The organism is Streptomyces sp. NPDC020965 (assembly GCF_044333555.1).
Taxonomy (GTDB): domain Bacteria; phylum Actinomycetota; class Actinomycetes; order Streptomycetales; family Streptomycetaceae; genus Streptomyces.
In genome coordinates, this window is the sequence record NZ_JBIRRE010000015.1 from 1 (window position 1) to 23,321 (window position 23,321).

Annotated in this window: 21 protein-coding genes; 10 read left to right on the forward strand and 11 right to left on the reverse strand. The window is 71.3% G+C overall.

What is annotated here, in order from left to right:
- Window positions 1-1,538 (forward strand): type I polyketide synthase (locus ACH4S7_RS32780; RefSeq protein WP_398525019.1); only part of this gene is annotated, 1,538 nt, incomplete at its 5' end.
- A 337-nt stretch (window positions 1,539-1,875) separates the two neighbouring features.
- Here the strand turns inward: ACH4S7_RS32780 and ACH4S7_RS32785 are convergent.
- Both ACH4S7_RS32785 and ACH4S7_RS32790 read right to left on the reverse strand, forming a co-directional pair.
- Complete coding sequence (locus ACH4S7_RS32785; RefSeq protein WP_398525020.1) at window positions 1,876-2,214, reverse strand: PqqD family protein; 339 nt, start codon at window positions 2,212-2,214, stop codon at window positions 1,876-1,878.
- 131 nt (window positions 2,215-2,345) lie between these two features.
- On the reverse strand, window positions 2,346-3,935 hold the full coding sequence (locus ACH4S7_RS32790; protein WP_398525021.1) for an MFS transporter: 1,590 nt from the start codon (window positions 3,933-3,935) through the stop codon (window positions 2,346-2,348).
- Between the two features lie 101 nt (window positions 3,936-4,036).
- Between ACH4S7_RS32790 and ACH4S7_RS32795 the strand changes: the two genes are divergently transcribed.
- Window positions 4,037-4,696, forward strand: a complete 660-nt coding sequence (locus ACH4S7_RS32795; protein WP_398525022.1) for a TetR/AcrR family transcriptional regulator — start codon at window positions 4,037-4,039, stop codon at window positions 4,694-4,696.
- A gap of 481 nt (window positions 4,697-5,177) precedes the next feature.
- A complete protein-coding gene (locus ACH4S7_RS32800) occupies window positions 5,178-5,447 on the forward strand; it encodes a PqqD family protein (RefSeq protein WP_398525023.1) in 270 nt (89 codons plus the stop codon).
- Window positions 5,448-5,477: 30 nt separating this feature from the next.
- On the opposite strand, the gene ACH4S7_RS32805 is transcribed toward ACH4S7_RS32800, so the two are convergent.
- The 3 genes from ACH4S7_RS32805 to ACH4S7_RS32815 are packed head-to-tail and all read right to left on the reverse strand — an operon-like array spanning window position 5,478 to window position 7,749.
- Window positions 5,478-6,146 (reverse strand): 4'-phosphopantetheinyl transferase, encoded by a 669-nt coding sequence (locus ACH4S7_RS32805; RefSeq protein WP_398525024.1) that lies wholly within the window; start codon window positions 6,144-6,146, stop codon window positions 5,478-5,480.
- Window positions 6,143-6,991, reverse strand: coding sequence for a metallophosphoesterase family protein (locus ACH4S7_RS32810; protein ID WP_398525025.1), 849 nt, complete (start codon window positions 6,989-6,991; stop codon window positions 6,143-6,145). The genes ACH4S7_RS32805 and ACH4S7_RS32810 overlap by 4 nt, the downstream gene beginning before the upstream one ends.
- Window positions 6,988-7,749, reverse strand: coding sequence for a thioesterase II family protein (locus ACH4S7_RS32815; RefSeq protein ID WP_398525026.1), 762 nt, complete (start codon window positions 7,747-7,749; stop codon window positions 6,988-6,990). The genes ACH4S7_RS32810 and ACH4S7_RS32815 overlap by 4 nt, the downstream gene beginning before the upstream one ends.
- A 955-nt stretch (window positions 7,750-8,704) precedes the next feature.
- On the opposite strand from ACH4S7_RS32815, the gene ACH4S7_RS32820 reads away from it, so the two are divergent.
- Complete coding sequence (locus ACH4S7_RS32820; RefSeq protein WP_398525027.1) at window positions 8,705-9,613, forward strand: glycoside hydrolase family 19 protein; 909 nt, start codon at window positions 8,705-8,707, stop codon at window positions 9,611-9,613.
- Between the two features lie 261 nt (window positions 9,614-9,874).
- Window positions 9,875-11,482, forward strand: coding sequence for a carboxylesterase/lipase family protein (locus ACH4S7_RS32825; protein WP_398525028.1), 1,608 nt, complete (start codon window positions 9,875-9,877; stop codon window positions 11,480-11,482).
- Between the two features lie 54 nt (window positions 11,483-11,536).
- Here the strand turns inward: ACH4S7_RS32825 and ACH4S7_RS32830 are convergent, their stop codons facing one another.
- The 3 genes from ACH4S7_RS32830 to ACH4S7_RS32840 form a co-directional block, all read right to left on the reverse strand.
- Window positions 11,537-12,670, reverse strand: a complete 1,134-nt coding sequence (locus tag ACH4S7_RS32830; RefSeq protein WP_398525029.1) for an ABC transporter substrate-binding protein — start codon at window positions 12,668-12,670, stop codon at window positions 11,537-11,539.
- Window positions 12,671-12,744: 74 nt separating this feature from the next.
- A complete protein-coding gene (locus ACH4S7_RS32835) occupies window positions 12,745-13,662 on the reverse strand; it encodes an ABC transporter permease (RefSeq protein ID WP_398525030.1) in 918 nt (305 codons plus the stop codon).
- Window positions 13,659-14,462 carry an ABC transporter ATP-binding protein gene (locus tag ACH4S7_RS32840; protein ID WP_398525031.1) on the reverse strand — a complete coding sequence of 268 codons (804 nt, stop codon included), beginning with the start codon at window positions 14,460-14,462 and terminating at the stop codon, window positions 13,659-13,661. The genes ACH4S7_RS32835 and ACH4S7_RS32840 overlap by 4 nt, the downstream gene beginning before the upstream one ends.
- 190 nt (window positions 14,463-14,652) lie before the next feature.
- Here ACH4S7_RS32840 and ACH4S7_RS32845 point away from each other — a divergent pair, with 190 nt between their 5' ends.
- Together ACH4S7_RS32845 and ACH4S7_RS32850 are read left to right on the forward strand one after the other, a co-directional pair.
- On the forward strand, window positions 14,653-15,129 hold the full coding sequence (locus ACH4S7_RS32845; RefSeq protein ID WP_398525032.1) for a hypothetical protein: 477 nt from the start codon (window positions 14,653-14,655) through the stop codon (window positions 15,127-15,129).
- 176 nt (window positions 15,130-15,305) lie between these two features.
- Window positions 15,306-15,476 (forward strand): CsbD family protein, encoded by a 171-nt coding sequence (locus tag ACH4S7_RS32850; protein ID WP_398525033.1) that lies wholly within the window; start codon window positions 15,306-15,308, stop codon window positions 15,474-15,476.
- 75 nt (window positions 15,477-15,551) lie between these two features.
- Here ACH4S7_RS32850 and ACH4S7_RS32855 read toward each other — a convergent pair whose 3' ends face one another.
- The 3 genes from ACH4S7_RS32855 to ACH4S7_RS32865 form a co-directional block, all read right to left on the reverse strand.
- A complete protein-coding gene (locus tag ACH4S7_RS32855) occupies window positions 15,552-15,779 on the reverse strand; it encodes a hypothetical protein (RefSeq protein ID WP_398525034.1) in 228 nt (75 codons plus the stop codon).
- A gap of 168 nt (window positions 15,780-15,947) precedes the next feature.
- Complete coding sequence (locus tag ACH4S7_RS32860; protein ID WP_398525035.1) at window positions 15,948-17,477, reverse strand: amino acid permease; 1,530 nt, start codon at window positions 17,475-17,477, stop codon at window positions 15,948-15,950.
- Window positions 17,478-17,549: 72 nt separating this feature from the next.
- Complete coding sequence (locus ACH4S7_RS32865) at window positions 17,550-18,545, reverse strand: hypothetical protein (RefSeq protein WP_398525165.1); 996 nt, start codon at window positions 18,543-18,545, stop codon at window positions 17,550-17,552.
- Window positions 18,546-18,969: 424 nt separating this feature from the next.
- Here ACH4S7_RS32865 and ACH4S7_RS32870 point away from each other — a divergent pair, with 424 nt between their 5' ends.
- From ACH4S7_RS32870 to ACH4S7_RS32880, 3 genes are all read left to right on the forward strand, one after another.
- Entirely contained in the window at window positions 18,970-20,424 is a 1,455-nt protein-coding gene (locus ACH4S7_RS32870; RefSeq protein WP_398525036.1) for an FGGY family carbohydrate kinase, read from the forward strand.
- A 5-nt stretch (window positions 20,425-20,429) separates the two neighbouring features.
- Window positions 20,430-21,887: an FAD-dependent oxidoreductase gene (locus ACH4S7_RS32875; RefSeq protein WP_398525037.1), complete on the forward strand. Its 1,458-nt coding sequence runs from the start codon at window positions 20,430-20,432 to the stop codon at window positions 21,885-21,887.
- Window positions 21,888-22,053: 166 nt separating this feature from the next.
- Window positions 22,054-23,271: an NAD(P)/FAD-dependent oxidoreductase gene (locus tag ACH4S7_RS32880; protein ID WP_398525166.1), complete on the forward strand. Its 1,218-nt coding sequence runs from the start codon at window positions 22,054-22,056 to the stop codon at window positions 23,269-23,271.
- Window positions 23,272-23,321 lie beyond the last annotated feature (50 nt).

The window sequence follows — 23,321 nt, forward strand, 5'->3', positions numbered from 1 at the left end:
GGGCTGCTCAGTCGGAGCATCCGGACCGGTTCGCGCTTCTTGATCTGGACAGTGCCACCGCCGTGGATGCCGTTCGTGATGGTGTGTTGGGGTTGCTGGCGGCTGGTGAGCCGCAGTTGGTGGTGCGTGAGGGTGAGGTGCTGGCCGCACGGCTGACCCCCGCCCACACCACCGATGAACCCACCGGCCAGGAGTTCGGCAAGGCGGCGACCGGTACGGTCCTCGTCACCGGTGGCACCGGCGGCCTCGGTGCCGTCGTCGCACGGCACCTGGTCACCGAGCACGGCGCACAGCGTCTGCTCCTCACCAGCCGTCGCGGTATCAACGCGCCGGGAGCCGCCGAACTCGTCGCGGAACTCGCCGAGCTGGGTGCCAGGGCCGACGTCGCAGCCTGCGACGTCTCAGACCGGGCGGCACTCAAGGAACTGCTCGCCGGCGTACCGGGGGACGCACCGCTCACCGCGGTCGTCCACGCGGCCGGCGTGCTGGACGATGGTGTGATCGAGTCGATGACGGCCGATCGCCTGGACGCCGTCATGCGGCCGAAGGTCGACGCGGCCTGGCATCTGCACGAGCTGACCGCCGACCGGGAATTGGATGCGTTCGTCCTCTTCTCCTCCGCGGCCGGCACGCTGGACGGTGCCGGACAGTCCAACTACGCGGCGGCGAATGTGTTCCTGGACGCGCTCGCGCAGTACCGCCGTGGTCAGGGTCTGGCGGGTCTGTCGCTGGCCTGGGGCCTGTGGGGCGAGAGCACCGGCATGGTGGGCGCGCTGGAGGGTTCGGACCTCGACCGCATCGGCCGCTCCGGCGTCCGGGCGCTGTCGTCGGCCGAGGGGCTCGCGCTCTTCGACGCCGCCGCCGTGCTGGGCGAGCCGGCCGTACTGCCGGTCGCGTTGGACCTCGGCGTACTCCGGACACAGCCCCGGAACCAGGTTCCGGCGATCCTGCGCGGGTTCGCGGCGGGCCCGACCCGGCGCACCGCGGTCACTGGTGGGCCCGAGACGGACCAGGAGGCGCTCACGCGGCGCCTCGCTTCCCTCTCGCCCGCCGACCGGGACCGCTTCCTGTTGGATCTGGTCCGTACGCAGGTGGCCGGGGTGCTCGGGTACTCCGGTCCGGACGCGATCGATCCGCAGCGCGGGTTCCAGGAGCTGGGCGTCGACTCGCTGGCCGCCGTACAGATCCGTAACCGGCTCGGCGCGGCCACGGGTGTCCGGCCGCCGACGACGCTCGTCTTCGACTATCCGACCCCCGACGCGGTGGCCGGGTACTTCAAGGAGCACCTCGTCATCGAGGAGGAGGACTCGACCGCGGAGCTGATGCGGGAGATCGCCCGGCTGGAGGCCGCGGTCACCTCCGCGGCCTCATCGGCGGGCGGCGCGGGCCTGGCACCCGCCGTGGACCGGCTGCGGGCGATGGCGGCGAAGCTGGCCGACGCGGATGCCCAGCGGGCCGACGAGGACGACCCGGGCCTGGAGTCCGCGACCGCGGACGAACTGTTCGACATCCTCGACGGTGAGCTGTCCACGGACTGACCTCACCACGAAAGGCCGCAGGGGCCCCGCGCTGCACGCGGGGCCCCTGCGGCCTTTCGTATGCCGTCCTGAGCGCCCCGGAGGGGCGGCCAGGCCCGTGACCGCCCCCGGGCCCGCTCCCACCCCCTGAGCGCGCCAAGACCGGCAGCGCCGATCCGGGCAGCGCGCTCTCCGCGCCCGCGCCGAGCCGCGAAACCCGCGCACCACAACCGAAAGGGGCCGGTCCGGCCTCCCCACCCTGAGGTGTGGGAGGCCGGACCGGCCCCTTTCGGCGGTGACACCCTTCTCAGGCGCTGTTCCGCTTCTCCTGCCCCGCGTCTGTCGCCCGACTACTCGACTACTCGACGACGCTGACCAGATCGGCGTCTTCCAACTCTCCGATGAAGGTGTCGAAATCGGCTCTCAGTCGGCACGGATTCTTGTTCCACCGCACCGCCAGCAGTTCCACCGCCGGCTCGACGTGCCCCGCGTACTGTCGCAGGGCGATCCACATGGCGGTGCCCATCGGCCCGCAGAGGTACGTGCTTCCTGTGCGCGAGGACTCCAGTTGCATGGTCCCGTCCTCCCGCACCGACGTCACAGTTTCCGGTTCGACCAACACTCGCAGACCTGCCTCCTTCGGCGGGCGCCCCTGCTCGCTCTGCATGATGGCGATCGTGCCTGCGGCCACAACCACGGGGTGACTGTCACTCCAAGGCTCCGCTTCCTCTCCGCGCGCCGGACCACAGTGGTACGTGTCGTCCAGTACGAGGAGAGGAGGTGCGGCAGGAGTGGCCACCTGGCAGGTGCTTGCCGTCAGCGTTCCCCTCAGCGGGTGTACATCTGCTCGTCGTACTCCGAGCGCTGTTCCTGAGGGGCGGCGTGCGGGTCCCCGCCACCGTCGTTCAGGCGGACGTTGCGCAGCATCAGGCCGGCCAGCAGGGCGGCGATGAGCATGACGCCTCCCGCGGCGTACGAGGCGATCTGCATGCCCTCCGTGAACGCCTCCCGGCTCGCGTCGAGCAGCAGGCCGCCGACCTCCGCGGGCAGATGGGAGGCGACCTGCACGGCACCGCCGAGGGTTTCGTGGGCGGTGTCGCTCACGGCCTCGGGAAGACCCGTGGGCATGTTGTCGTCCATGTTCTGACGGTAGATCGAGGCACCGATGCTGCCCAGCACCGCGATACCGAGCGCACCGCCGAACTCGGCGCAGGTCTCGGAGAGGCCGGAGGCCGAACCGGCGCGCTCCGGTGGCGCGGCGGCGATGATCAGGTCGGCGGCGAGGGTGAGGACCACACCCACACCGGCCGCCATCATCGTGGCGCCGATGATGACCATGGACAGCTCGGAGTCGGCCTTGACCTGGGCGATGACGAAGAATCCGGCCGCGGCCAGCAGGAGGCCGGCGCAGATGACGTACACGGGCCGCACCTTCTGGACGATCACCGCGGCGAGGGTGGCGCTGATCATCGTCGCGCCGGCCGCGGGGAGGGTCCAGAGTCCTGCGCTCCAGGGACGGAGACCGTAGACGAGCTGGAGGTACTGCGAGGTGAAGAGACCGAAGCCGATCATGGCGAACATCGCCAGGACGTTGGTCGCCACCGAGGTGCTGAAGGCTCGGTTGCTGAAGAGTTTGACGTCGAGCAGTGGGTGGGTGAGCTTGCGTTGGCGGACGATGAACAGGAAGCCGACGATCAGGCCGACGGCCATGAAGCCCAGGGCCTTGCCGTCCAGGCCGTGCTCGGCGATCTTCTTCATGCCGTAGATGACCGGCAGTACGGCGGCCAGGCTGAGCGCGGTGCTCAGGAGGTCGAACTTGCCCGGGTTGGGGTCACGGAACTCGGGGAGCAGGATCGGGCCGAGCACCAACAGCAGCACCATGACAGGCACGTTGATGAGGAAGACGGAGCCCCACCAGAAGTGCTCCAGGAGCGCGCCGCCGAGCAGCGGCCCGAGGGCCGCGCCACCGGCGAGGGCGGCTGTCCAGACGGAGATCGCCGTACGGCGCTCACCGTCGTCGCGGAACATGTTGCGGATCAGGGAGAGCGTGGACGGCATCAGGGTCGCGCCGCCGACGCCGAGCAGGGCCCGCGTGAGGATCAGCATCTCCGCACTGTCGGACAGTGCCGCCGCGGCCGAGGCCGCGCCGAACGCCAGGGCGCCCACCATCAGCAGCTTCCGGCGACCGATGCGGTCACCGAGCGTACCCATGGTGATCAGCAGTCCGGCCAGCAGGAAGGAGTAGATGTCCATGATCCAGAGCAGCTGTGTGCCGCTGGGATCGAGGTCGGCGCTCAGGAAGGGGAGAGCGAAGTAAAGGACAGTCATGTCCATGGAGATCAGAAGCACGGGGAGCGTCAGCACGGCGAGGCCGGCCCACTCCCGCCCGGTCGCCCTCAGAGGCGGGTTGGTAGCCATGACAGCGACTATACGGATGTGTATGACGCTTGTATAGCTGGGTTCTGGATTCTCACTCTCAGGGGCGTACGAACGTGCCAATGTCTCGTAGGATTGCCCGCATGGGACACCGCGAGCAGTTGTTGGCAGGCGCCAAACGCTGCCTCTATGAGCGCGGTTATGCGCGCACCACAGCACGTGACATCGTCGCCGCGTCGGGCACCAACCTTGCCTCGATCGGCTATCACTTCGGGTCGAAGGAAGCACTGCTGAATGCCGCAGTGATGGAGGCGTTCGAAGAGTGGGGCGAGGAACTTGAGCGGGTCATGCCCGGGGATGGCGACACGGGTGACGGTGACCAGGACCAGCTTGTGGCCATGTGGACACGGGTGACGAAATCCTTCATGTCGCGTCGCCCACTGCTCGTCGCCAGTATTGAGGCATTTGCCCAGGCCGAACATGCGCCAGAATTGCGCCAACAGTTGGCCGATGACTATGAGCGGGCTCGTACGGCGATGGCGGAAGCCGTCGCTCCGCGTGACGCGGGAGAGGGCGGCAGGGTTGCTCGTGCCGTCGGATCTCTTCATCTCGCCCTGTTGGCCGGGCTCAGTCTTCAGTGGCTGCTCGATGACGAACGCGCCCCGTCCGGACAGGACATGGCCGATGCGCTGCGTCTTCTCTCGCGGGCGCTGGACGACGAGCAGATGGCGACGGCGGCCGTCATGATCGACGGAGCAGGGGCGACCTCCGGGTCGGCCGACCCCGTCGTGCACGAAGCGTAGGGGCTGAGTAGGGGTTCTGGGGTGTGGGGCGACTGCCCTAGCGTCGACTTGGGCACTCTGAATCCCTGCCACCCGTCGCACCACGCGAGGATTTCAGTCGAGGCCGAGCCATTCCCCCGAAATGGCTCGGCGTCCCGCCTGCCGGTCCGGAGAGCCATGCCACCACGGTTCTCCGGTCGGCCCGACGAAACCCGTACCGATTCTTTTCCGTCGAGCTTTGGCTCTTCTTCGACGGGTTCCTCTCGGACACGGGGTGGCTTGGTTTTCCCGAGTTCCGGTGACCGTGCACGAGCACGCGCCGCAATGCCCTTCCAGGGCGTGGCGGAAGTGTGTGTGGAGTGCATGTTAATCGGCAAGTCTTGGCAAGAATGCGGGAAACCCTGTTTGCTCCAACGCGCCGATTGGATAATGTCGTTACGGCGTGTAACGTCCTTCAACGGGAAGCGCCCTCGGAGTAACTCAACGAGAGGTAGGCCCCTCCGTGCGCGTACGGCCTCAGCCCGGAGTGGGCGTGGCCGTCCTGGAAGACGGACGGCTCGAACTCACCTGCGCCGACTCAGGCGCCCGCTTCCACTGCAGTGCGATCTGTACGGCCATGTGGATCGCCCTCTACCAGCAGGGTGGCCGGCCGGACGACGCCGCCGCCCTCCTGGCGGAGCACTGGAACCTCAACCCCGAGTACATGCGCTCCGACCTGATCCTCTGGATCGAGGAGTTGCGCCATGCGGGCCTGCTTCAAGTCGACGCCTGACCACCGTACGGCCTCCGGTTCGCGGGTGGGTCACTCAGGCATCACGATCGTGCTGACGACGAGCCCGCGCGCCACCAGCCAGCGCCCGCGCAGCAGGGGCCGCCCGCCGCCGTACCGCGCCGGGGCCGGGTCGGGGAAGTGCAGCCGCGCCGAGAAGGTACCGCCCGTCCCGTCTCCTTCGGCCTCGATCGTCGCGTGCTCGAACCCCAAGTTCTCGCCGGTGTGCGGGAACCACGCCTTGTAGACCGACTCCTTGCAACTGAACAGCAGCCGGTCCCAGTGGACCTGAGGTGTGGCGGCGCACCTGCGGCGTACCCACCGCTGCTCGTCGGGGAGTGCGATCGCCTCCAAAATCCCGTCCGGGAGCGGCAGATGGGGTTCGGCGTCGATGCCCACCATCGCGTACTGGTCCCCCCGGGCGAGCACCGCGGCCCGGTAGCCGGCGCAGTGCGTCATGCTCCCGGTCAGCCCCGTGGGCCAGCGCGGACCGCCCCTCGCCCCTGACAGTACGGGGGCGGGCGCGACCCCCAGGCGCGCCATGGCACGTCGGGCGCAGAGCCGGACCGTCGCGTACTCCCGGCGCCGCTGGACGACCGCGCGGCGCACCGCAGCGGCCTCCTCGGCGTACAGCGCGAGGTGTGGTGGATCCCCGAACGCCTCACCGCTGACGGCACCCGACGGCAGCAGCCGTTCGATCACGGCCTCCTCACCTCCGGAATGATCCGTCGGGGCAGCCGCGCGGGGAGTCCGTGGCGCTTCCACTCGCGCGGGTAGCCCACCGACACCTCCTCGAACCGCACCCCGTCGTGCCAGGTGGTGCGCGGGATGTGCAGATGCCCGTACACGACCACGCGGGCGCGGAACCTGCGGTGCCAGTCGGCGGTCAGCTCGGTGCCGCACCACTGGGCGAACTCCGGGTGCCGCAGCACATCGGTGGGGCGCCGTACTAGTGGATAGTGGTTGACCAGCACCGTCGGGATGTCCGGAGCGCACTCCGAGAGCCGCCGTTCGGTGAGCGCGACCCGCTCGTGGCACCACGCCTGCCGGCTGGGGTGCGGATCGGGGTGGAGGAAGAACTCGTCCGTGCAGACGATGCCCCGTTCGTACGCCTGCGCCAGGGCCGTCTCCCGGTCAGGCGCGTCCGGGGTGCGGAAGGAGTAGTCGTACAGCACGAAGAGCGGGGCCACTGTGAGTGGCCCCTCCTCGCCCTCCCACACCGGGTACGGGTCCTCCGGTGTCACGACCCCCATCGAGCGGCAGAGCTCGACCAGGTACGCGTACCGCTCCTCGCCGCGCAGTTGGACCGGGTCCTCCCGGATGGTCCACAGCTCGTGGTTGCCCGGCGCCCAGACCACCTTCGAGAAGCGGTCCTTGAGCAGTTCCAGCGTCCAGGCGATGTCCTCGGACCGTTCGCCGATGTCGCCCGCGACCAGCAGCCAGTCGTCGTCGGTGTACGGCCGCAGATCCTCGACGATCTTCCGGTTCTCCGCGTGGACGACGTGCAGATCGCTGATGGCCAGCAGGCTCCCGTGGCGCCGTGTCACTTCGCCGCCGCTGCGGAGCGCACCGTCGCGAACTCCCGTATCTGCTGGATGACCTTCGGGGCGTGCGAGTTGAGGTAGAAGTGTCCGCCGCCGAAGACGTGGAGGTCGAAGTCCGCGGTGGTGTGGTCGCCCCAGGAGCGGGCCTCGTCCTCGGTGACCTTCGAGTCGTCGTCGCCGACCAGCGCCACGATCGGGCAGTCGACGCGCGGGCCGGCCTCCGGGCGGTAGGTCTCCGCCGCGCGGTAGTCGCTGCGGACCGCTGGCATGATCATCCGGAGGATCTCCTCGTTCCCGAGCACGGCCGGGTCGGTGCCGCTGAGTCCGCGCAGCTCGGCCAGCAGTCCGTCGTCGTCGGAGAGGTGCACCCGCTCGTCCCGCCAGCGGGAGGGTGCGCGCCGGCCGGACGCGAACAGGCCCAGGGGCTGGTGCCCGGCCGCCTCCAGTCGCAGTGCCACCTCGTACGCGAGCGAGGCGCCCATGCTGTGACCGAACAGCGTCAGCGGCCGGTCGGTCCAGGGCTCCAGCGCCTCGACCACGAGATCGGCAAGCTTCTCGACGGTGTCGACCAGCGGTTCGGTCCGCCGCTCCTGGCGTCCGGGGTACTGGATCGCCACCACGTCGAGGTCGGGGGAGAGGGCCCGGGACACGGGGTGGTAGAACGTCGCGGAGCCGCCGGCGTGCGGGAAGCAGACCAGTCGTGTCGTGGCGTCCGGCGCCGGGTGGTAGCGCCTGATCCACTTCTCGGAGTTCGTCGCCATGCTGCAGTCGCGTCCTTTCGCGTCCAGACCGTTACGGGGGGCTCGTGCCGCCTCCCGGACACGGCGGTGCGCCCGATGCGGTGCCGGGCCCGGTCCGGCTCGCGAACCCGGCCCGCGCGGACGGCGGGCCGGGGCCGGGCCGGTCGTCGCCCACCCCGCCACACCCCCGTGTGCGCGCCCGCCCGGTCCCCTCGCCGTTTCCGGCGGTACGGGAGGCGGGCTGGCGCACCCACCCATTGGACGCCGGGAGACCCCAGACCCGCCAGCGGCTCCACCCCCTACGTTGGTTCCGACACCCCCTAACCTCCGAGCCGCCACCGTTCGCCGGGGCATCCGACCAGGCCGGACGGGCCGACGGCCGCCACCGACCCGATCCCGCATCGACCCCACTCGAACCCACCCTCGCCCCGATCCGCCTCGACCCACTCGAATCCGCCCTGGCCCCGGTCCCCGCCCGAACCTGAACCCGCCCGCGCCGCAGGTCGTCCGAACCTGAACCCGCCAGCCGGTCGCCCGGTCCGACCCGATGGACCGATCCAACCCCGATGGACCGATCCGATCTGATCCGACCTGATCGCCCGATCCGGCCCAGTCGTCCGATCTGCTCCGCTCCGGCCCGGCCGACGGTCGACGGCAGCCGGGGGAGTCGGTGAGCGGGCGTCAGCGGCGAGGGCGGGGCGCGGCATCCCCGTACGCCATCCCGAGTGACTCCCGTACGTCACGCCGGCCGGACGCGCCGGGACGGCGGGGTGGCGCGGCCCGCGCCACCTGCGCGTTCTCAACGGCCCCTGGAAACTGGTTGGTTGTTTCAAAAATCTCATTGGTCTATACCTTGACGGGACCCTGCCGAGAACGATTCAGTGTCGGTACACCCCCCGTCACGGCGTGCCCAGGGTCTTCACGGCTCCCACTGGGCCGACCAGGCACGTCCGTTGTCGCACGAAAGGGAAAGCTCGTGCTCAGAGAACGTATGAAGGCGCTGATGGTCGGCGTGGTCGCGGCCGGTTCACTGGCGGCGACGGCTCTTATGCCGACCGCGACGGCTTCCGCCACCTCTCCGGTGGATGAATGCGCCATCGCTCCCAGTTGGAGCGCCGGTGCCAACTACCAGACCGGTGACATCGTCAAGTACACGGACGGCTCGATCTTCATAGCCGAGCGGAACAACCCGGGCTACAACCCGGTTGTCAGCACCTGGTACTGGAACCCGTACACCTGTGGCACGGGTGGGAACCCGAACCCGAACAGCTTCGTGGTGAGCGAGGCGCAGTTCGACCAGATGTTCCCGCGCAGGAACCCGTTCTACACGTACAAGGGCCTGACGGACGCCATGAAGGCGTTCCCGAAGTTCGCGCACACCGGTACCGACACGATGCGCAAGCAGGAGGCCGCCGCCTTCCTCGCCAACATCAGCCATGAGACCGGCGGTCTGTACTACATCAAGGAAGTCAACGAGGCGAACTACCCGCACTACTGTGACCGCACCATGCCTTACGGCTGCCCGGCCGGTCAGTCCGCGTACTACGGTCGCGGTCCGATCCAGCTGAGCTGGAACTTCAACTACAAGACCGCGGGTGACTGGCTCGGCATCGACCTGCTGAACGACCCGTGGCAGGTGGAGGAGAACCCGGCCATCGCCATGATGACCGGCCTCTGGTACTGGAACACGCAGGACGGTCCCGGCCCGGTGACCGGCCATGACGCGATGGTGAGCGGTGCGGGCTTCGCCCAGACCATCCGCTCCATCAACGGTCTGCTGGAGTGCGACGGCGGCAACCCGCGACAGGTGGAGAGCCGGGTGAACCGCTACAAGCAGTTCACCCAGATCCTGGGCGTGCCCACCGGCGCGAACCTGTACTGCTGAACCTGTACTGCTGAAACACCGTCTTCTGAACGGGCCGGGGAGCACCACTCCCCGGCCCGTTCCGCGTTCCCAGCCGGTGAGCACGCGGTGAGCACGCGGTGATCCGGACGGGTGGATGTCCGCCGCGGCGGCGGCCGCGACGGGCCGCCGGGGGGTCGGGTGCGTGGTAGAGCCGAGGCAGCGGGCCGTCGCGGCGTCGACCGGGGGCGGCCGGGAACCTGGAGCTGATCCGCGCGGCGCGGCAGCCCGTGAGGAGACCTCGTGCGTCGGACTGTTCGCTTCGGAATCGCCCTGGTCGCGGCGGTCGCCCTGCTGACCAGCGGCTGCGGCGGCGACGCGGCCGGTCAGGTGTCCGCCGCACCGCTGACCGTGACGACCGACAGCGGCAGACTGAGCGGTGCGGTCTCCGGACCGGTGCGGACCTTCCTCGGAGTGCGCTACGCCCAGCCGCCCACCGGCGACCGGCGCTGGAGCCTGCCCCGACCGCTGATCGCCACCACCCGGAGCACCGACGCCACCGAACCGGGGGCGCCGTGCCCGCAGAGGGCATCCCTGCCGGGCGCCCGGCCGTCCACCGACGAGGACTGCCTCTTCCTCAACATCACCACCCCCCGGGATCTACGGCGCGGGGAGCGGCTGCCGGTGATGGTCTGGTGGCACGGCGGCGGCTTCGTCACCGGCTCCGGCGCCGACTACGGCGCCCAGCGGCTCGCCTCCCGGGGACGGGTCATGGTGGTCACCGTCAACTACCGGCTGGGGGTCTTCGGCTACTTCGGCCTCCCCGGCCTGCGCGGCTCCGGCAACTTCGGCTTCGCCGACCAACTGGAGGCGGTGCGTTGGACCCGGAAGAACGCCCACGCCTTCGGCGGCGACGCGCGGGGTATCACCGTCTTCGGCCAGTCCTCCGGCGGCATGTCGGCCTGTGCGCTGCTGACCTCGCCCCGGGCCCGCGCCCTCGCCGACCGGGTCGCGATCATGTCCGGCTCCTGCGGGCTGAACTGGTTCACCGGCGCGCTGTACCCGGGCTCCCCGCCCCAGACCCCGTACATCCCGCTGGCCCGCGCCGAGTCCGAGGGCGCCGCGGCCGCTGCCCGGCTGGGGTGCAAGGGTGCCGGAGCGGCCACCTGTCTGCGGAAGAAACCCGCCGCGCACCTGTTGAAGCTCGACACCGCGGTCGCCGACCAGCTCGCCTACGGCACCGAACTGCTCCCCGTCCACCCGGAACGCGCGCTGCGCGACGGACGGTTCGCCCGGGTCCCGGTGCTGGTCGGCGGCGTCCGGGACGAGGCGCGCGCGTATGTGGCCGGCGCGGAGCGGGTGACCGGGAAGGCGATCACCGACTCCGGGTATCCCCGACTGATCACCGATGCGTACGGGCGCCGCCGGGCGAGCGCCGTTGCCGCTGCCTACCCGCCCTCGCGGTACCTCTCACCGGGCGTCGCCTGGGCCACCGTGGTCACGGACGCGTCCTGGTCCTGTCCGACGCTCGCCACCCAGCGGGCCCTGGCCGCGCACACCGACGCGTACGGGTACGAGTTCGCCGACCCGGACCCGCCGAATGTCACCGGAGTGACCGCCCCGAGCGTCCCGCACGCCGCCGGACACGCCACCGATCTGCCCTTTCTCTTCGAGCCAGGCGGGGCGAACCTGCTGACCACCCCGGCACAGCGGCTGCTGTCCGCCCGGATGATCGACTACTGGACCTCCTTCGCCCGGCACGGCGAACCCGTCGCACGCGGCGGCCCCCGCTGGCGGCCGGCGACCGAGTCCTCCTCCGCCGCGCTGCGCCTCGCACCGGCCCGGATCGGCCCGGTCGACCTTGCCAGGGAACACCGCTGCGCCCTCTGGACGGAGCCGACCGACCGGTGAGACGGCCCCCGACCGGTGCTCAGGCCGGCCCGACGCCCTCGGGCCGTGACGGGCTCAACCGCGATGGCCCACGGCCTCCTCGTACAGCGAGCGGTCCACCGCCTTCCGTTCGGGGACCGGGTCGCCGTCGGAGACACCCGCGTCGCGATAGGCGTCCTGGAGCCGATCCGTCGTCCCCGCGCGGATCTCCCAGTCCACGCGGAGCGACGGAGTCGACCTCAGCACCGACTCGTCCGTCTTGAGCAGGTCCGCGAGTTCGGCGACGAAGGCGCGGTCCGACTTGTACTCCCCGGCGAAGTACGTGTTCACGGTGCGGATGTAGGCGCGGGTCAGGGCCACCCCCGCGTCCGGGTCGTCGTGGAGCAGACCGGGCCCGAAGAGCAGACCGCCCAGCGGTTCACCGAGCGGCTGGCCGCCCAGGAAGGCGTACTTCGGATCGCCGTCCACGGTGCGCCACACCGGGTCGAGGAGCCAGGCGGCGTCCACCCCGCCGTTGCGCATGGCGGTGAGCACATCCGCCGAGCCGAGCTGTTGGAACCGGATCCGGTCCAGTCCGCCGCCGTGCTTCTTGAGGGAGGTGGCCATCGGATACGCGATGACCGAACCCTTGCCGATCATCGTGCCCATGGAGCGCCCGGCCATCGGGACCCGGTCGGCGCTCTCGCCGTCCTTGAGCCGCACCCACAGGCCGCTCTTCGACGCCGGGTCGGGGGAGAAGTTCCCGGTGACCCATTTGATGTCGAAGCCGCCGGCGACGCCGTTCATGACGGCGGCCTCGGGCGCCGCCCACTGTGCGTCGATCTCCCCCTTGGCCAGCAGCGGCAGTGCGTCGGGGGTCGGCAGCACCTTCAGGCTGACGTCGAGGTTCTCCTTCGCGAACTCGCCCTTGCGGGCCGCGACCACCAGGGGGGCGACGTACTCGGCGCTCAGCGTCCCGCTGACGATGGTCAGCTTCCGCTTCTTCGCGAGCGGCCGGGGCGCGGGGGTGCCCTTCGCGCAGCGCGCGGGTGCCCGGTCCGCTGCCAGCACGGCCGGGTCGGTCCAGCTTGCCGCGCCGCAGCCGGGCACCTCGACCACGGTCCGCGGCGCGGGCCCCCCGGTGGGTGATTCGTCCGTCCCGGCGCAGCCCGCCGAGACGAGCACGGAGCCCGCCGCCAGCAGACCGAGCAGCAGGGTGCGTGTGCGCATACCGCCTCCGTAACACCTGACGTCGTACGGGTGGGGAGCCCCGCTCGGTTCCCCGGGTCCACGGGGGAGCCGGGTCATGACTGGCCGTGTCCGCGGTCGCGGGGTGCCCAGGGGGTGAGCAGCCGGCCCACGAACCGGACCAGTTCGGAGAAGACGACGCCGAGGACGGCGACGCAGACGATGCCGACGAACATGACGTCGTTCTGGAACAGCGCCCGGGAGTCGAAGATGAGATGGCCCAGACCGTCGGCGGCGGCGATCTGCTCGGAGGCCACGATCACCAGCACCGCCACCCCGGCCGCGATCCGCGCCCCGACCAGGACGGACGGCAGCGAAGCGGGCAGCAGCACATGGCGGAACATCTGCCAGGAGGAGGCGCCGAAGACCCGGCCCGCGTCCCGGTGCCCGGCGGGCACCGCGATCACCGCCGCCATGGTGGAGATCCAGACGAAGAAGAAGACGGTGGCCGCGACCAGGGCGATCTGCGGTCCCTCACCGAGCCCGAACATATTGAGGAAGACGGGCAGCAGCGCCAGTTTGGGGACGACGTACAGCGCGTCGAGCATTGGTTCGAGCGCCGCCCTGACCAACGAGAAGGCACCCATGAGCAGTCCGAGGAGATACCCGGCCGCGGTGCCGATGGCGTAGCCCGCCAGGACGCGCTGGAGCGTCGCCCGCACATCCGGCCACAGCTCGCCGTCGGCCGCCCGCGCCCAGCCGTCCACCAGGATCGTGCTCGGCGCGGGGTAGACGCGGTGGTCGATCCAGCCCCGCGCGGCGGCCAGTTGCCACACCAGGACCAGGGCCAGCGGGACGGCGACGGCCAGGGACAGTTCCAGGGCGCGGCGTCGGCGGTGGGTGCGTACGGGGCGCAGTTCCCGGGGGCCGGGGCGGCGGACGAGGAGTTGCTCGGCGGCGGCGGGGTGAACCGGCGCGATCGGGTCTCCGGCCGCCGCGTGCTCCCGCCGTACGGGGCTCGGCTCGGCGCTCATGCCGGTACCGCCGCCGCGCCGCGTACCTCGCCCCGCAGTAGCTCCCACAGCTCGCTCTGGAGCGTGGTGAACTCGGTCGCCGACCGGATGTCGCCGGTGCGCGGGCGGGCGAACGGCGGTCGGCGTTCGGCGATGATCCGGCCCGGCCGGGCCGACATCACCAGGACGCGATCACCGAGCACGATGGCCTCTTCGAGACTGTGGGTGATGAAGAGCGTGGTGGTACGGGTGGTCTGGGTCAGTGCCAGTAGTTCGTCCTGGAGGATCGTCCGGAGCTGGGCGTCGAGCGCCGCGAAGGGCTCGTCCATGAGCAGGATCTCCGGCTCCACGGCGAGCGCGCGGGCGATGGCGACCCGCTGGCGCATCCCTCCGGAGAGGGCGGCCGGGTAGGCGTTCGCGAAATCGGTGAGTCCCATCCTGGCCAGCCAGTCGCGGGCCCGCGCGTCGGCCTCACGGCGGGGGACCCGCTGGATGTCCAGGCCGAAGCGGATGTTGGCGAGGACCGTCTTCCAGTCGTGGATGCCGTAGTCCTGGAAGATCATCGCGGCGGGCCGGGGGGACGCGGCCCTGATCTCCAGTTGGCCCGTGGACGGGCGCAGCAGCCCGGCGGCGATGCGCAGGAGGGTCGATTTCCCACAGCCGGAGGGGCCGACGACACAGGTGAACTCGCCGGGCGCCATGGACAGCTCCAGGGGGCCGAGGGCGCTCACGGCCCCGGCCCCCCGGCCGAAGACCCGGGTCAGCCCGGTGGCGCGGAGTTTGGGCGGCGTGCTGGGGTTCGGGTGCGGTGCTTCTCCCACGGTTTCTCCTCGGCGGAGGTCGTGTGCGGGGTGAGAGCGCCGAGGGTATGACGAACCGTCAGATACGGGAAGGGGGCGGGAGGGGGTGACCGCCACGCCTGGGTGTGGAGGGGCGGTTGGGGCGCCGAACCGGGCGTCCGGGCCCGCCCCCGGGGGGGATATCCGTGAGGTCGCGCGTACTGTCGTCGGGGTGAGGTTCGGACGAAAGCGCCACTTGGAGCTGGCGAGTGGGGAGATTCCTGTGGCCGCTGTGGTGCCCGGCGTTCCCGTCGTGACGAGGGCCGAGGAGGCCCTCCGGTCGCTCGGTGTGTGCGAGGCCGGCTTCGACCGCCGGGAGGTGGACGCCGGGAGCTGGTTCGCCGACTGGAGCGGTGAGCTCGCCGCCTCCGATGTGTACATCGGGCTGATGGGGGCCCCGTCGGCCGGGGGCGGCGTACGGCTGCTCCTCGACGACTGGACCTTTGACGGAGTGGCCGCCGCCGACCTGGGTCCGTTGCTCACGGATGTCTTCTCCGGCCGGGCGAGCATCACCCACCAGCGCTGTCTGCTGATCTTCTCCGTGCAGGTGCTGGCGGTCTCCGTCAACGGGACCCCGTACTCCGCGGCGAGAAGGTTCCAGCGGGACGAGCGGCTGTCCGGCTGGGAGCGGCGCCTGCTCGCGGCGTGAGTGACCGGGCCGGCCGGCGAGGTCGGTGGAGCGCCCCGGTCCCCCGCCGCGAACAGGGCCGACCGGGTGACACGGCACCGGGAGCGCCCCCGGGCCGCTCCTGGCGCGCCATTCGCTGCTCTATGTGATGATCCGATTACCAGTGGTCACTCTTCGATCAAGTGAGAGGAAGCGTCATGGGTAAGGCGAAGGCCAAGGCCAAGCAGGTCAAGGGCCATGTGAAGGAGGCGGCCGGCAAGGCCACGGGCGACCGTGGCCTCCAGGCGGAGGGGCGCGGTGAGCAGGTCACCGGCAAGGCCCAGGAGACCGCGCACCGGGCCGCCGACGAGGTGAGGAAGCGGACCTGACGGACCGCGCGCGCGTCGGGCCGGGTCCCCCGGAGCGCCCGCTCCGGGGGACCCGGCTCCGTGTCGGCGGCTCCGTCAGGCGCCGAGACCGTCGGACACCTGACGGCCGCGCGCCACCAGCCGGAAGAACGCCTCCTCGTTGCCCGCCATCCCCAGCGCGGCCAGCGCCGCATCCGCCTCGGCGATCGGCGCCGCCAGCAGGGGAAGCGCCGGCAGCGGGGTGCCGGTGTCGCCGAGGACGGCCCGGGTGGTCCGGAGCAGTCGCACATATGCCTGCGCCGCCGCGCGTTCCCGTTCGGTCATCGTGTTCTCCTCCTCGGAGAGGTGTCGGGGCCGTCAAGCATCCCCCACGGCACTGACAAGTGGTCATGAATCGCCCTCACCGGAGCGGCGGAGTGAGGCTCCCGGACAGCACGGAGGGCCCGCCCGGGGCGAATTCCCCGGGACGGGCCCTCCTTGGTGGTGCGGACGTCAGACGATCTGGTCCGACATCTCCGCCTGCTCACGGGCGGACCCGTACGCCTGCGGGGTGCCGTACGAGCGGCGCGCCACGAACCACCAGACGGTCGCCAGGGTCAGCACCGTGACCAGCGCGACCGACGCGTAGTTCATGGTGTCCACGGTGACCGGGCTCGCCTGCGGCAGCAGGAAGATCACGGTCACGATCGCCACCCAGACCACCGCGATCCAGCCGATCGGCTTGCTCCATTTGCCCAGGTTCCACGGGCCCGGCTCGAAGCGGTTCCCGGCGCGCAGCTTCAGATAGATGGGGATCGCGTACGCGGGGGTGATGCCAATGACGTTGATCGCGGTCACCGCGCCGTACGCGGTGGCCGACCACAGCGAGGGCAGCGCCAGCAGGCAGGCGAAACCGACCGACAGCCACACGGCGGGCACCGGCGTCTGGGTGCGGCTGCTGACCTTGCGCCACAGGGAGGAGCCGGGCAGCGCGTTGTCCCGGCTGAACGCGAACACCATTCGGCTGGCCGCCGCGACCTCGGCGTTGCCGCAGAAGAGCTGTGCCACGATGACGACCAGCAGCAGCGCGGTGGCGCCTCCGGTGCCGAGCGCGTCGATCAGGATCTGGGCGGGCGGTACGCCCGTCTCCGAGTTCTGCGCCCCCGCGTAGTCCTGGATCGCGAAGGTCAGACCCGCGAGCAGGGCGAAACCGGCGATCCAGGAGACCCAGATGGCGCGGACGATGCCCCGGGCCGCGGTGACGGACGCGTTGGAGGTCTCCTCCGAGAGATGCGCCGATGCGTCATAGCCGGAGAAGGTGTATTGGGCGAGCAGCAGACCGATCGCCGCGACATAGATGGGGTTCTCCCAGCCGGTGCCGTTGACGAACTCGGTGAAGACGAACTCGGGGGACTGGTGGTTCTTGGGCACGACGGCGAGGACGCCGACGATCAGTGCGACACCGCCGAGGTGCCACCACACGCTGATCGAGTTCAGCACGCTGACCAGCTTCACACCGAAGAGGTTCAGGGTGGCGTGCAGCAGCAGGATGCACATGAAGATGATCATTGTGGAGCCCGGCGTGGGATCGAATCCCCACTGCAGGTGCAGGAAGGCACCGGTGAACAGGGCCGCGCCGTAGTCGATACCGGCGATGGCGCCCAGCAGGCCCAGCAGGTTCAGCCAGCCCGTGTACCAGCCCCACTTACGGCCACCAAGACGGTCCGCCATGTAGTACAGCGCGCCCGACGTGGGATAGGCGCTCGTCACCTCGGCCAGTGCCATACCGACACAGAGCACGAAGAGACCGACGCCCAGCCAACCCCAGAGCATCACCGCCGGGCCGCCGGTGCCCATGCCGAAGCCGTACAGCGTCATGCAGCCCGAGAGGACGGAGATGACGGAGAAGCTGATGGCGAAGTTGCCGAAGCCCCCCATCCGGCGGGCCAGCACCGGCTGATAGCCGAGTTCCCGCAGTCGCTCCTCCTCGTCGACGGGGGACACCGGATCGGAACCCGACCATCTTGGGGTGGGTATGGACATGGAAAGACCTCCGGGGGAAAGGTATGTGGCGCTGAACGGTCGGTGTGATGTGCCGGCCGGTCGGACGGTGTGTCAGTGGCCCGCTTCGCGTGCCGCCGCGAGACACCGGACACGGGCTCGGAGGAAGACCTCCTCGGCCAGTGCCGGATCGCCGGGGCTCTGGGAGCGGTACAGCCACGGCGGTGCGGTGAAGTAGGGGCCCAGCGCTTCGAAGACCCGGGCCGCGTCGGCGAACCGGCCCGCGCCCCAGAGCGCGTGGGCGAGATGGTTGAGGTCCAGCAGGGAGCACCCGGCCGGATCGACATGGTCGAACCAGCCCTCCAGCGCGAGGACCGCCTCCCGGGTGGCGTCGTCCGTCACCCAGTGCAGGTCGAGGGCCCGCTCATGACCCTTGTCCCGGCGATAGCGCTCCACCCGTACGAAGAGCGGCAGCGCCAGCAGCGCCGATCCGGCCGGTGCGGCCGATGCCGCCCACTGCACGAAGTTGACCGCCTCCGAGAGATGGCCGCCGGACTTCCGCCCGTACACGAACTGGAGCATCCGGTGGTACGCCTCGCGGTTGTACGGGTCGCGCTTGTGCGCCTCCGCGAGCAGGCCCCATGGTCCGGGGAAGAGCATCGGACCCGGGGGGATCTGCCGGTGCTCCTCCAGCCGCTGCCGCTCGTCGAGTTGGGCGAGCGCCAGCAGACACACCCAGGGCACCGGATCATCGGGTCCCTGGTGGGCGGCTATTCTGCACGCCTCCCACGCTTCGTGCCACAGTTCCTGCGTGCGTTTGTGGCCCTCGCGGTGTGCCCGCAGCGCGCGTTCGACCGACACCCGGCACTGCATCACGATCGCCGCGTGCGAGTCCGGTTCCTCGGTGCGCCATGCCTGTATCGCGTCCGAACCGGCGGCCACCGCGGCGAGCACCTGGGTCCGCTGGGTCCAGACTCCCCAGCCGGTGGTGGCGTGCAGCAGATTGCGCATCGACAACCAGCGGCCCGTCCTTAAGTCCTGCATGGCGGAGCGCAGTTCGTTGTCGTGGCCGGCCGGGTGGTAAACCGGGCGAAACTGGTCCTGGGACATCAGTTCGCCGCCGCCCCCGTCCGTCTCCGTCGGCTTGGGTGTCGCAAAGTGGTCGTCATGGGTCCTCATAGGGACAGGTGGGGGGTTGGTGGGATGGAAGATGAACCTGTTCCACGCCCGTATGCGCGCCGATCTTACTCAACCAATCGATGACGACAAGAAGTTGACCAAGATCGGTCACATGATGACATGGCGAAGGGGGCAGGGCCGGGCGGTGAACGGCCGTGACGGACACGCTCCGCATATGCGGCCGGCCGCCCCTCGAACCCCCTCCACCTCCCTTGACGTGGGGCGTCACCTGCACCACCCTGGCTTCGCGCCAACGATCAAGCACCGGACGTCACTTAGCGATGTCCGACGCCCCGTACGTTGTTTTTCAGCCAGTCCAGCCAGCCCAGCCGGTCCAGCGAATGAGTGGTGACCCATGCCCAGTGCCGTACTCGCCGTGGACCAGGGCACGTCCGGCACCAAGGCCCTGGTCATCTGCCCCGAACGCGGGGTCATCGGCGTCGGATCCGCACCGGTGACACCCCGGTACGGCCCCGGGGGCAGCGTGGAGGTCGACCCCCGGGAACTCCTCGCCTCCGTCGTCGGCGCCGGTCGGGCCGCCATCGCCGACGCGGGGGAGCCGGTCGCCGCCGTCGGGCTCGCCAACCAGGGCGAGACCGTGCTGGCCTGGGACCCGGCCAGCGGTGAGCCGCTGACCGACGCGATCGTCTGGCAGGACCGCCGCTCGGCCGCCATCTGCGCGGAACTCACCCCGTACGCGGACGAACTGACCCGGCTCACCGGACTGCCCGTCGATCCCTACTTCGCCGCCCCGAAGATGGCGTGGATACGGCGCGAGCGCACCCGGGAGGGAGCCGTCACCACCAGCGATGCCTGGCTCGTCCACCGGCTGACCGGGGCGTTCGTCACCGACGCGGCGACCGCCGGACGCACCCAGCTCCTCGATCTCGACCGGGTCGACTGGTCGCCCCGCGCGCTGGACCTCTACGGGCTCGGCGGCGAGCCGCTGCCGGAGGTCGTGGACGCCGACACCGCCGTCGGCACCATCACCGCGTTCGGCGCCGCCGTCCCCCTGACCGGGCTCCTCGTCGACCAGCAGGCGGCCCTCCTCGCCCAGAGCGTCACCGCGCCCGGCGCCGCCAAGTGCACCTACGGCACCGGCGCGTTCCTCCTCGCCCAAACCGGCGACACGCCGCGCCGCACCGGCAGCGGCCTGGTGAGCTGTGTAGCCTGGCGGCTCGGCGGACGCACCAGCTACTGCCTCGACGGCCAGGTGTACACGGTCGCCTCCGCCGTCCGCTGGCTCACCGACCTCGGAGTCATCTCCGGCGCCGCCGACCTGGATCCGATCGGCTCGGCCGTGCCCGACAGCGGTGGCGTCACCTTCGTCCCGGCGCTCGCCGGCCTCGCCGCCCCCCACTGGCGCGGCGACGTCCGCGGCTCGCTCACCGGCCTCGGCCTCGACACCGGCCCCGGACAACTGGTGCGCGCCCTCTGCGAGGGCATCGCCGCCCAGGTGGTCGAATTGACGGAGGCCGCCGCCACCGATCTCGGCCGGCCGCTGACCGCACTGCGCGTGGACGGCGGGCTGACCCGTTCGACGCTGCTGATGCAGACCCAGGCCGATCTGCTCCAACTCCCGGTGGAGGTCTCGGCACTGCCCGACGCGACCGCGCTCGGCGTCGGCGCCGCCGCCCGGCTCGGCCTCGACCCGGCCCTGACGATCGAACGGGCCGTCCCGGCCTGGCAGCCGTCCGCCGTCTATGAGCCGAGGATCGGCGCCCAGGAGGCCGCCGACCGGCTCGGCCGCTTCCGCTCCGAGGTGGCCGCGCTGCTGGACCGTACGCCGCGGACCGCCCCGGTACCGTGAACACCGTGAGAGTCACCACGGCCGGACAGCTCCCCGACGCCCCCTACGACGTGATCGTCGTCGGCGCCGGAGTCGTCGGCTCCGCCATCGCCCGCGAACTCGCCCGCCACCTCCCGCGCACCGCGCTCGTGGACGCCTCCGACGACGTCGGCGACGGCACGTCCAAGGCGAACACCGCCATCCTGCACACCGGGTTCGACGCGGTCCCCGGATCGCTGGAGTCCCGGCTCGTACGCGAGGGGCAGCGAGCGCTCGCCGCGTACGCCGCCGAGTCCGGCATCCCCGTCGAACCGCTCGGCGCCCTCCTCGTCGCCTGGGACCGGGAACAGCTCGACGCGCTGCCCGCACTCGCCGCCAAGGCGGTGCGCAACGGCTACCACGAGGCCCGGATCATCGGCGCCGACGAGGTCTACCGCCGCGAGCCACGGCTCGGCCCCGGGGCGCTGGGCGCGCTCGACGTCCCCGGCGAGAGCGTCATCTGCTCCTGGACCACCACCCTCGCCTACGCCACCCAGGCCGTCCGCGCCGGAGTGGACCTCCACCTCAACTGCCGGGTCGAGGACGTGACGGGCCCGGAGCTCCATGAAGACCTCCATGAACTCCGCACCACACGGGGCGTGCTGCGCACCCGCTACCTCGTCAACGCGGCCGGTCTGCACGCCGACGAACTCGACCGGTACCTCGGCCACCAGGACTTCACCGTCACCCCGCGCCGGGGCCAGTTGATCGTCTTCGACAAGCTCGCGCGGGAGCTGGTGCACCACATCCTGCTGCCGGTGCCGACCGCGCTCGGCAAGGGTGTCCTCGTGGCGCCGACCGTGTACGGCAATGTGATGCTCGGCCCCACCGCGGAGGACCTCGACGACAAGCGCGCCACCGGCACGACGGCCGACGGGCTCGCCCTGCTCCGGGAGAAGGGGCACCGGATCGTGCCCGAACTCCTCACGGAGGAGGTCACCGCCGTCTACGCCGGGCTGCGGGCCGCCACCGACGACGACGACTACCGCATCCGCTCCCACCCCGGGCGCCGGTACATCACGGTGGGCGGCATCCGATCCACCGGACTGACCGCGTCGATGGCCATCGCCACCCATGTGCGGGACCTGCTCGCCGATGCCGGGCTCGGGCTCGGGGCCGCCCGTGAGCTGGAGCCGGTGCGGATGCCGAACATCGGCGAGGCGTTCCCCCGCCCGTACCAACGGCCGGAGCTGATCGCGGCCGATCCCGCGTACGGCACCCTCGTCTGCCACTGCGAACGCGTCTCGCGCGGCGAAATACGCGACGCCCTGACGAGCACGATCCCCCCGGCCTCCCTCGACGGGCTCCGCCGCCGCACCCGGGCCCGGAACGGCCGCTGCCAGGGCTTCTACTGCGGGCCGGCGGTGCGGGCCCTGTTCGAGACGGGTGCGGGTCCGTCGAGGGAGGCCGGCGAGACGGGGCGGCGCGGAGGGGTGCCGCGTTGACGGATCGTACGGAGCACGGCGGGGACGCGGGACGGCGCGAAGGGAAGCGGAAGTGACGGAGCGTACGGAGCCGGGCGGGGAGAGCACACCGGAGCGGGCCGGACCCGACGGCCCCACCACGGCGGGCCAGGCCCGGCTGAACCCGCCCGTCCTCCCCTACCCGGACCTGGTCCGGCAGCGGACCGTCGATGTGCTGGTCGTCGGCGCGGGCCCGGCCGGACTCACCCTCGCGGCCGAGGTCGCCGCGGCCGGCGCCGGCCGGGTCGAGGTGCTCGAACGGGAAGAGCGCGCCGGGGGAATCCCCCGGCACTGCTTCCACGGCGGCTTCGGCCTGGTCGACCTGCGGCGCCCGATGCGGGGACCCGGCTACGCGCGCAGGCTCGCCGACGACGCCGTACGCGCCGGGGCCGATCTGCGGACCGGGGTCACCGCCACCGGCTGGGCGGGGCCGCGCACCCTGGAACTCACCGGCCCCCGGGGGATCGAACGGGTCACCGCCCGCGCCGTCGTCCTCGCCACCGGCGCGCGCGAACGGCCCCGCGCCGCCCGGCTGGTGCCCGGCACCCGGCCAGCCGGCGTCCTCACCACCGGGGAACTCCAGCAGGCCGTCCATCTGTACGGGCAGCGGGTCGGCCGCCGGGGGGTCGTCATCGGCGCCGACCCCGTCGCCCACGCCGCCGCGCGAACCCTGCGCCTCGGGGGCGTCGAAGTGCTCGCCCTCGTCACCGACCGGCCACACCACCCCGCGCCGACGCTGACGCGCCGGGTCCCCGTCCTCACCCGGACGACCGTCACCGAACTGCTCGGCCGCGGCCGGCTCACCGGTGTCCGGCTGCGCCACCAGGACGGCCGGACGACCACCGTCCACTGCGACACCGTCGTCTTCACCGGTGACTGGATCCCCGACCACGAACTCGCCCGGCGCGGCGGTATCGCGCTGGACCCGGGCACCCGGGGCCCCGCCGTGGACACCGGGTACCGCACCGCCGTCCCCGGTGTCCTCGCCGTCGGCAATCTGCTGCACGGCGTGGAGCGGTCCTGGTTCGCCGCGGAGGAGGGCCGGACGGCCGCCGCACGGGTGCTGGGCCATCTCGCGGGCGACGCCTGGCCGGGCCCCGGTCTGCCGGTCCGGGTCGGCGGCCCGCTGCTGTGGGTGGCCCCGAACCGCATCCACCCCCGGGGCCCCGCCCCCCTGCTCGGCCGGTTCGTCCTGCGCGCCACCGAACCGCTCACCCCGCCCCGGCTGGTCGTCACCCAGGACGGCCGGACGCTGTACCGGCAACGCGGAGTGCGCCCGGTCCGCCGCGGCCGACAGCTCCCGCTGCGGGCCGACTGGATCGGGCGGGCCGACCCGGACGGCGGGCCCGTGCACATCACGGGGTGACCGGCCAGGCCAGGCCCGGGCCGGTCCCGTACACGCACCGGGCCTGACCG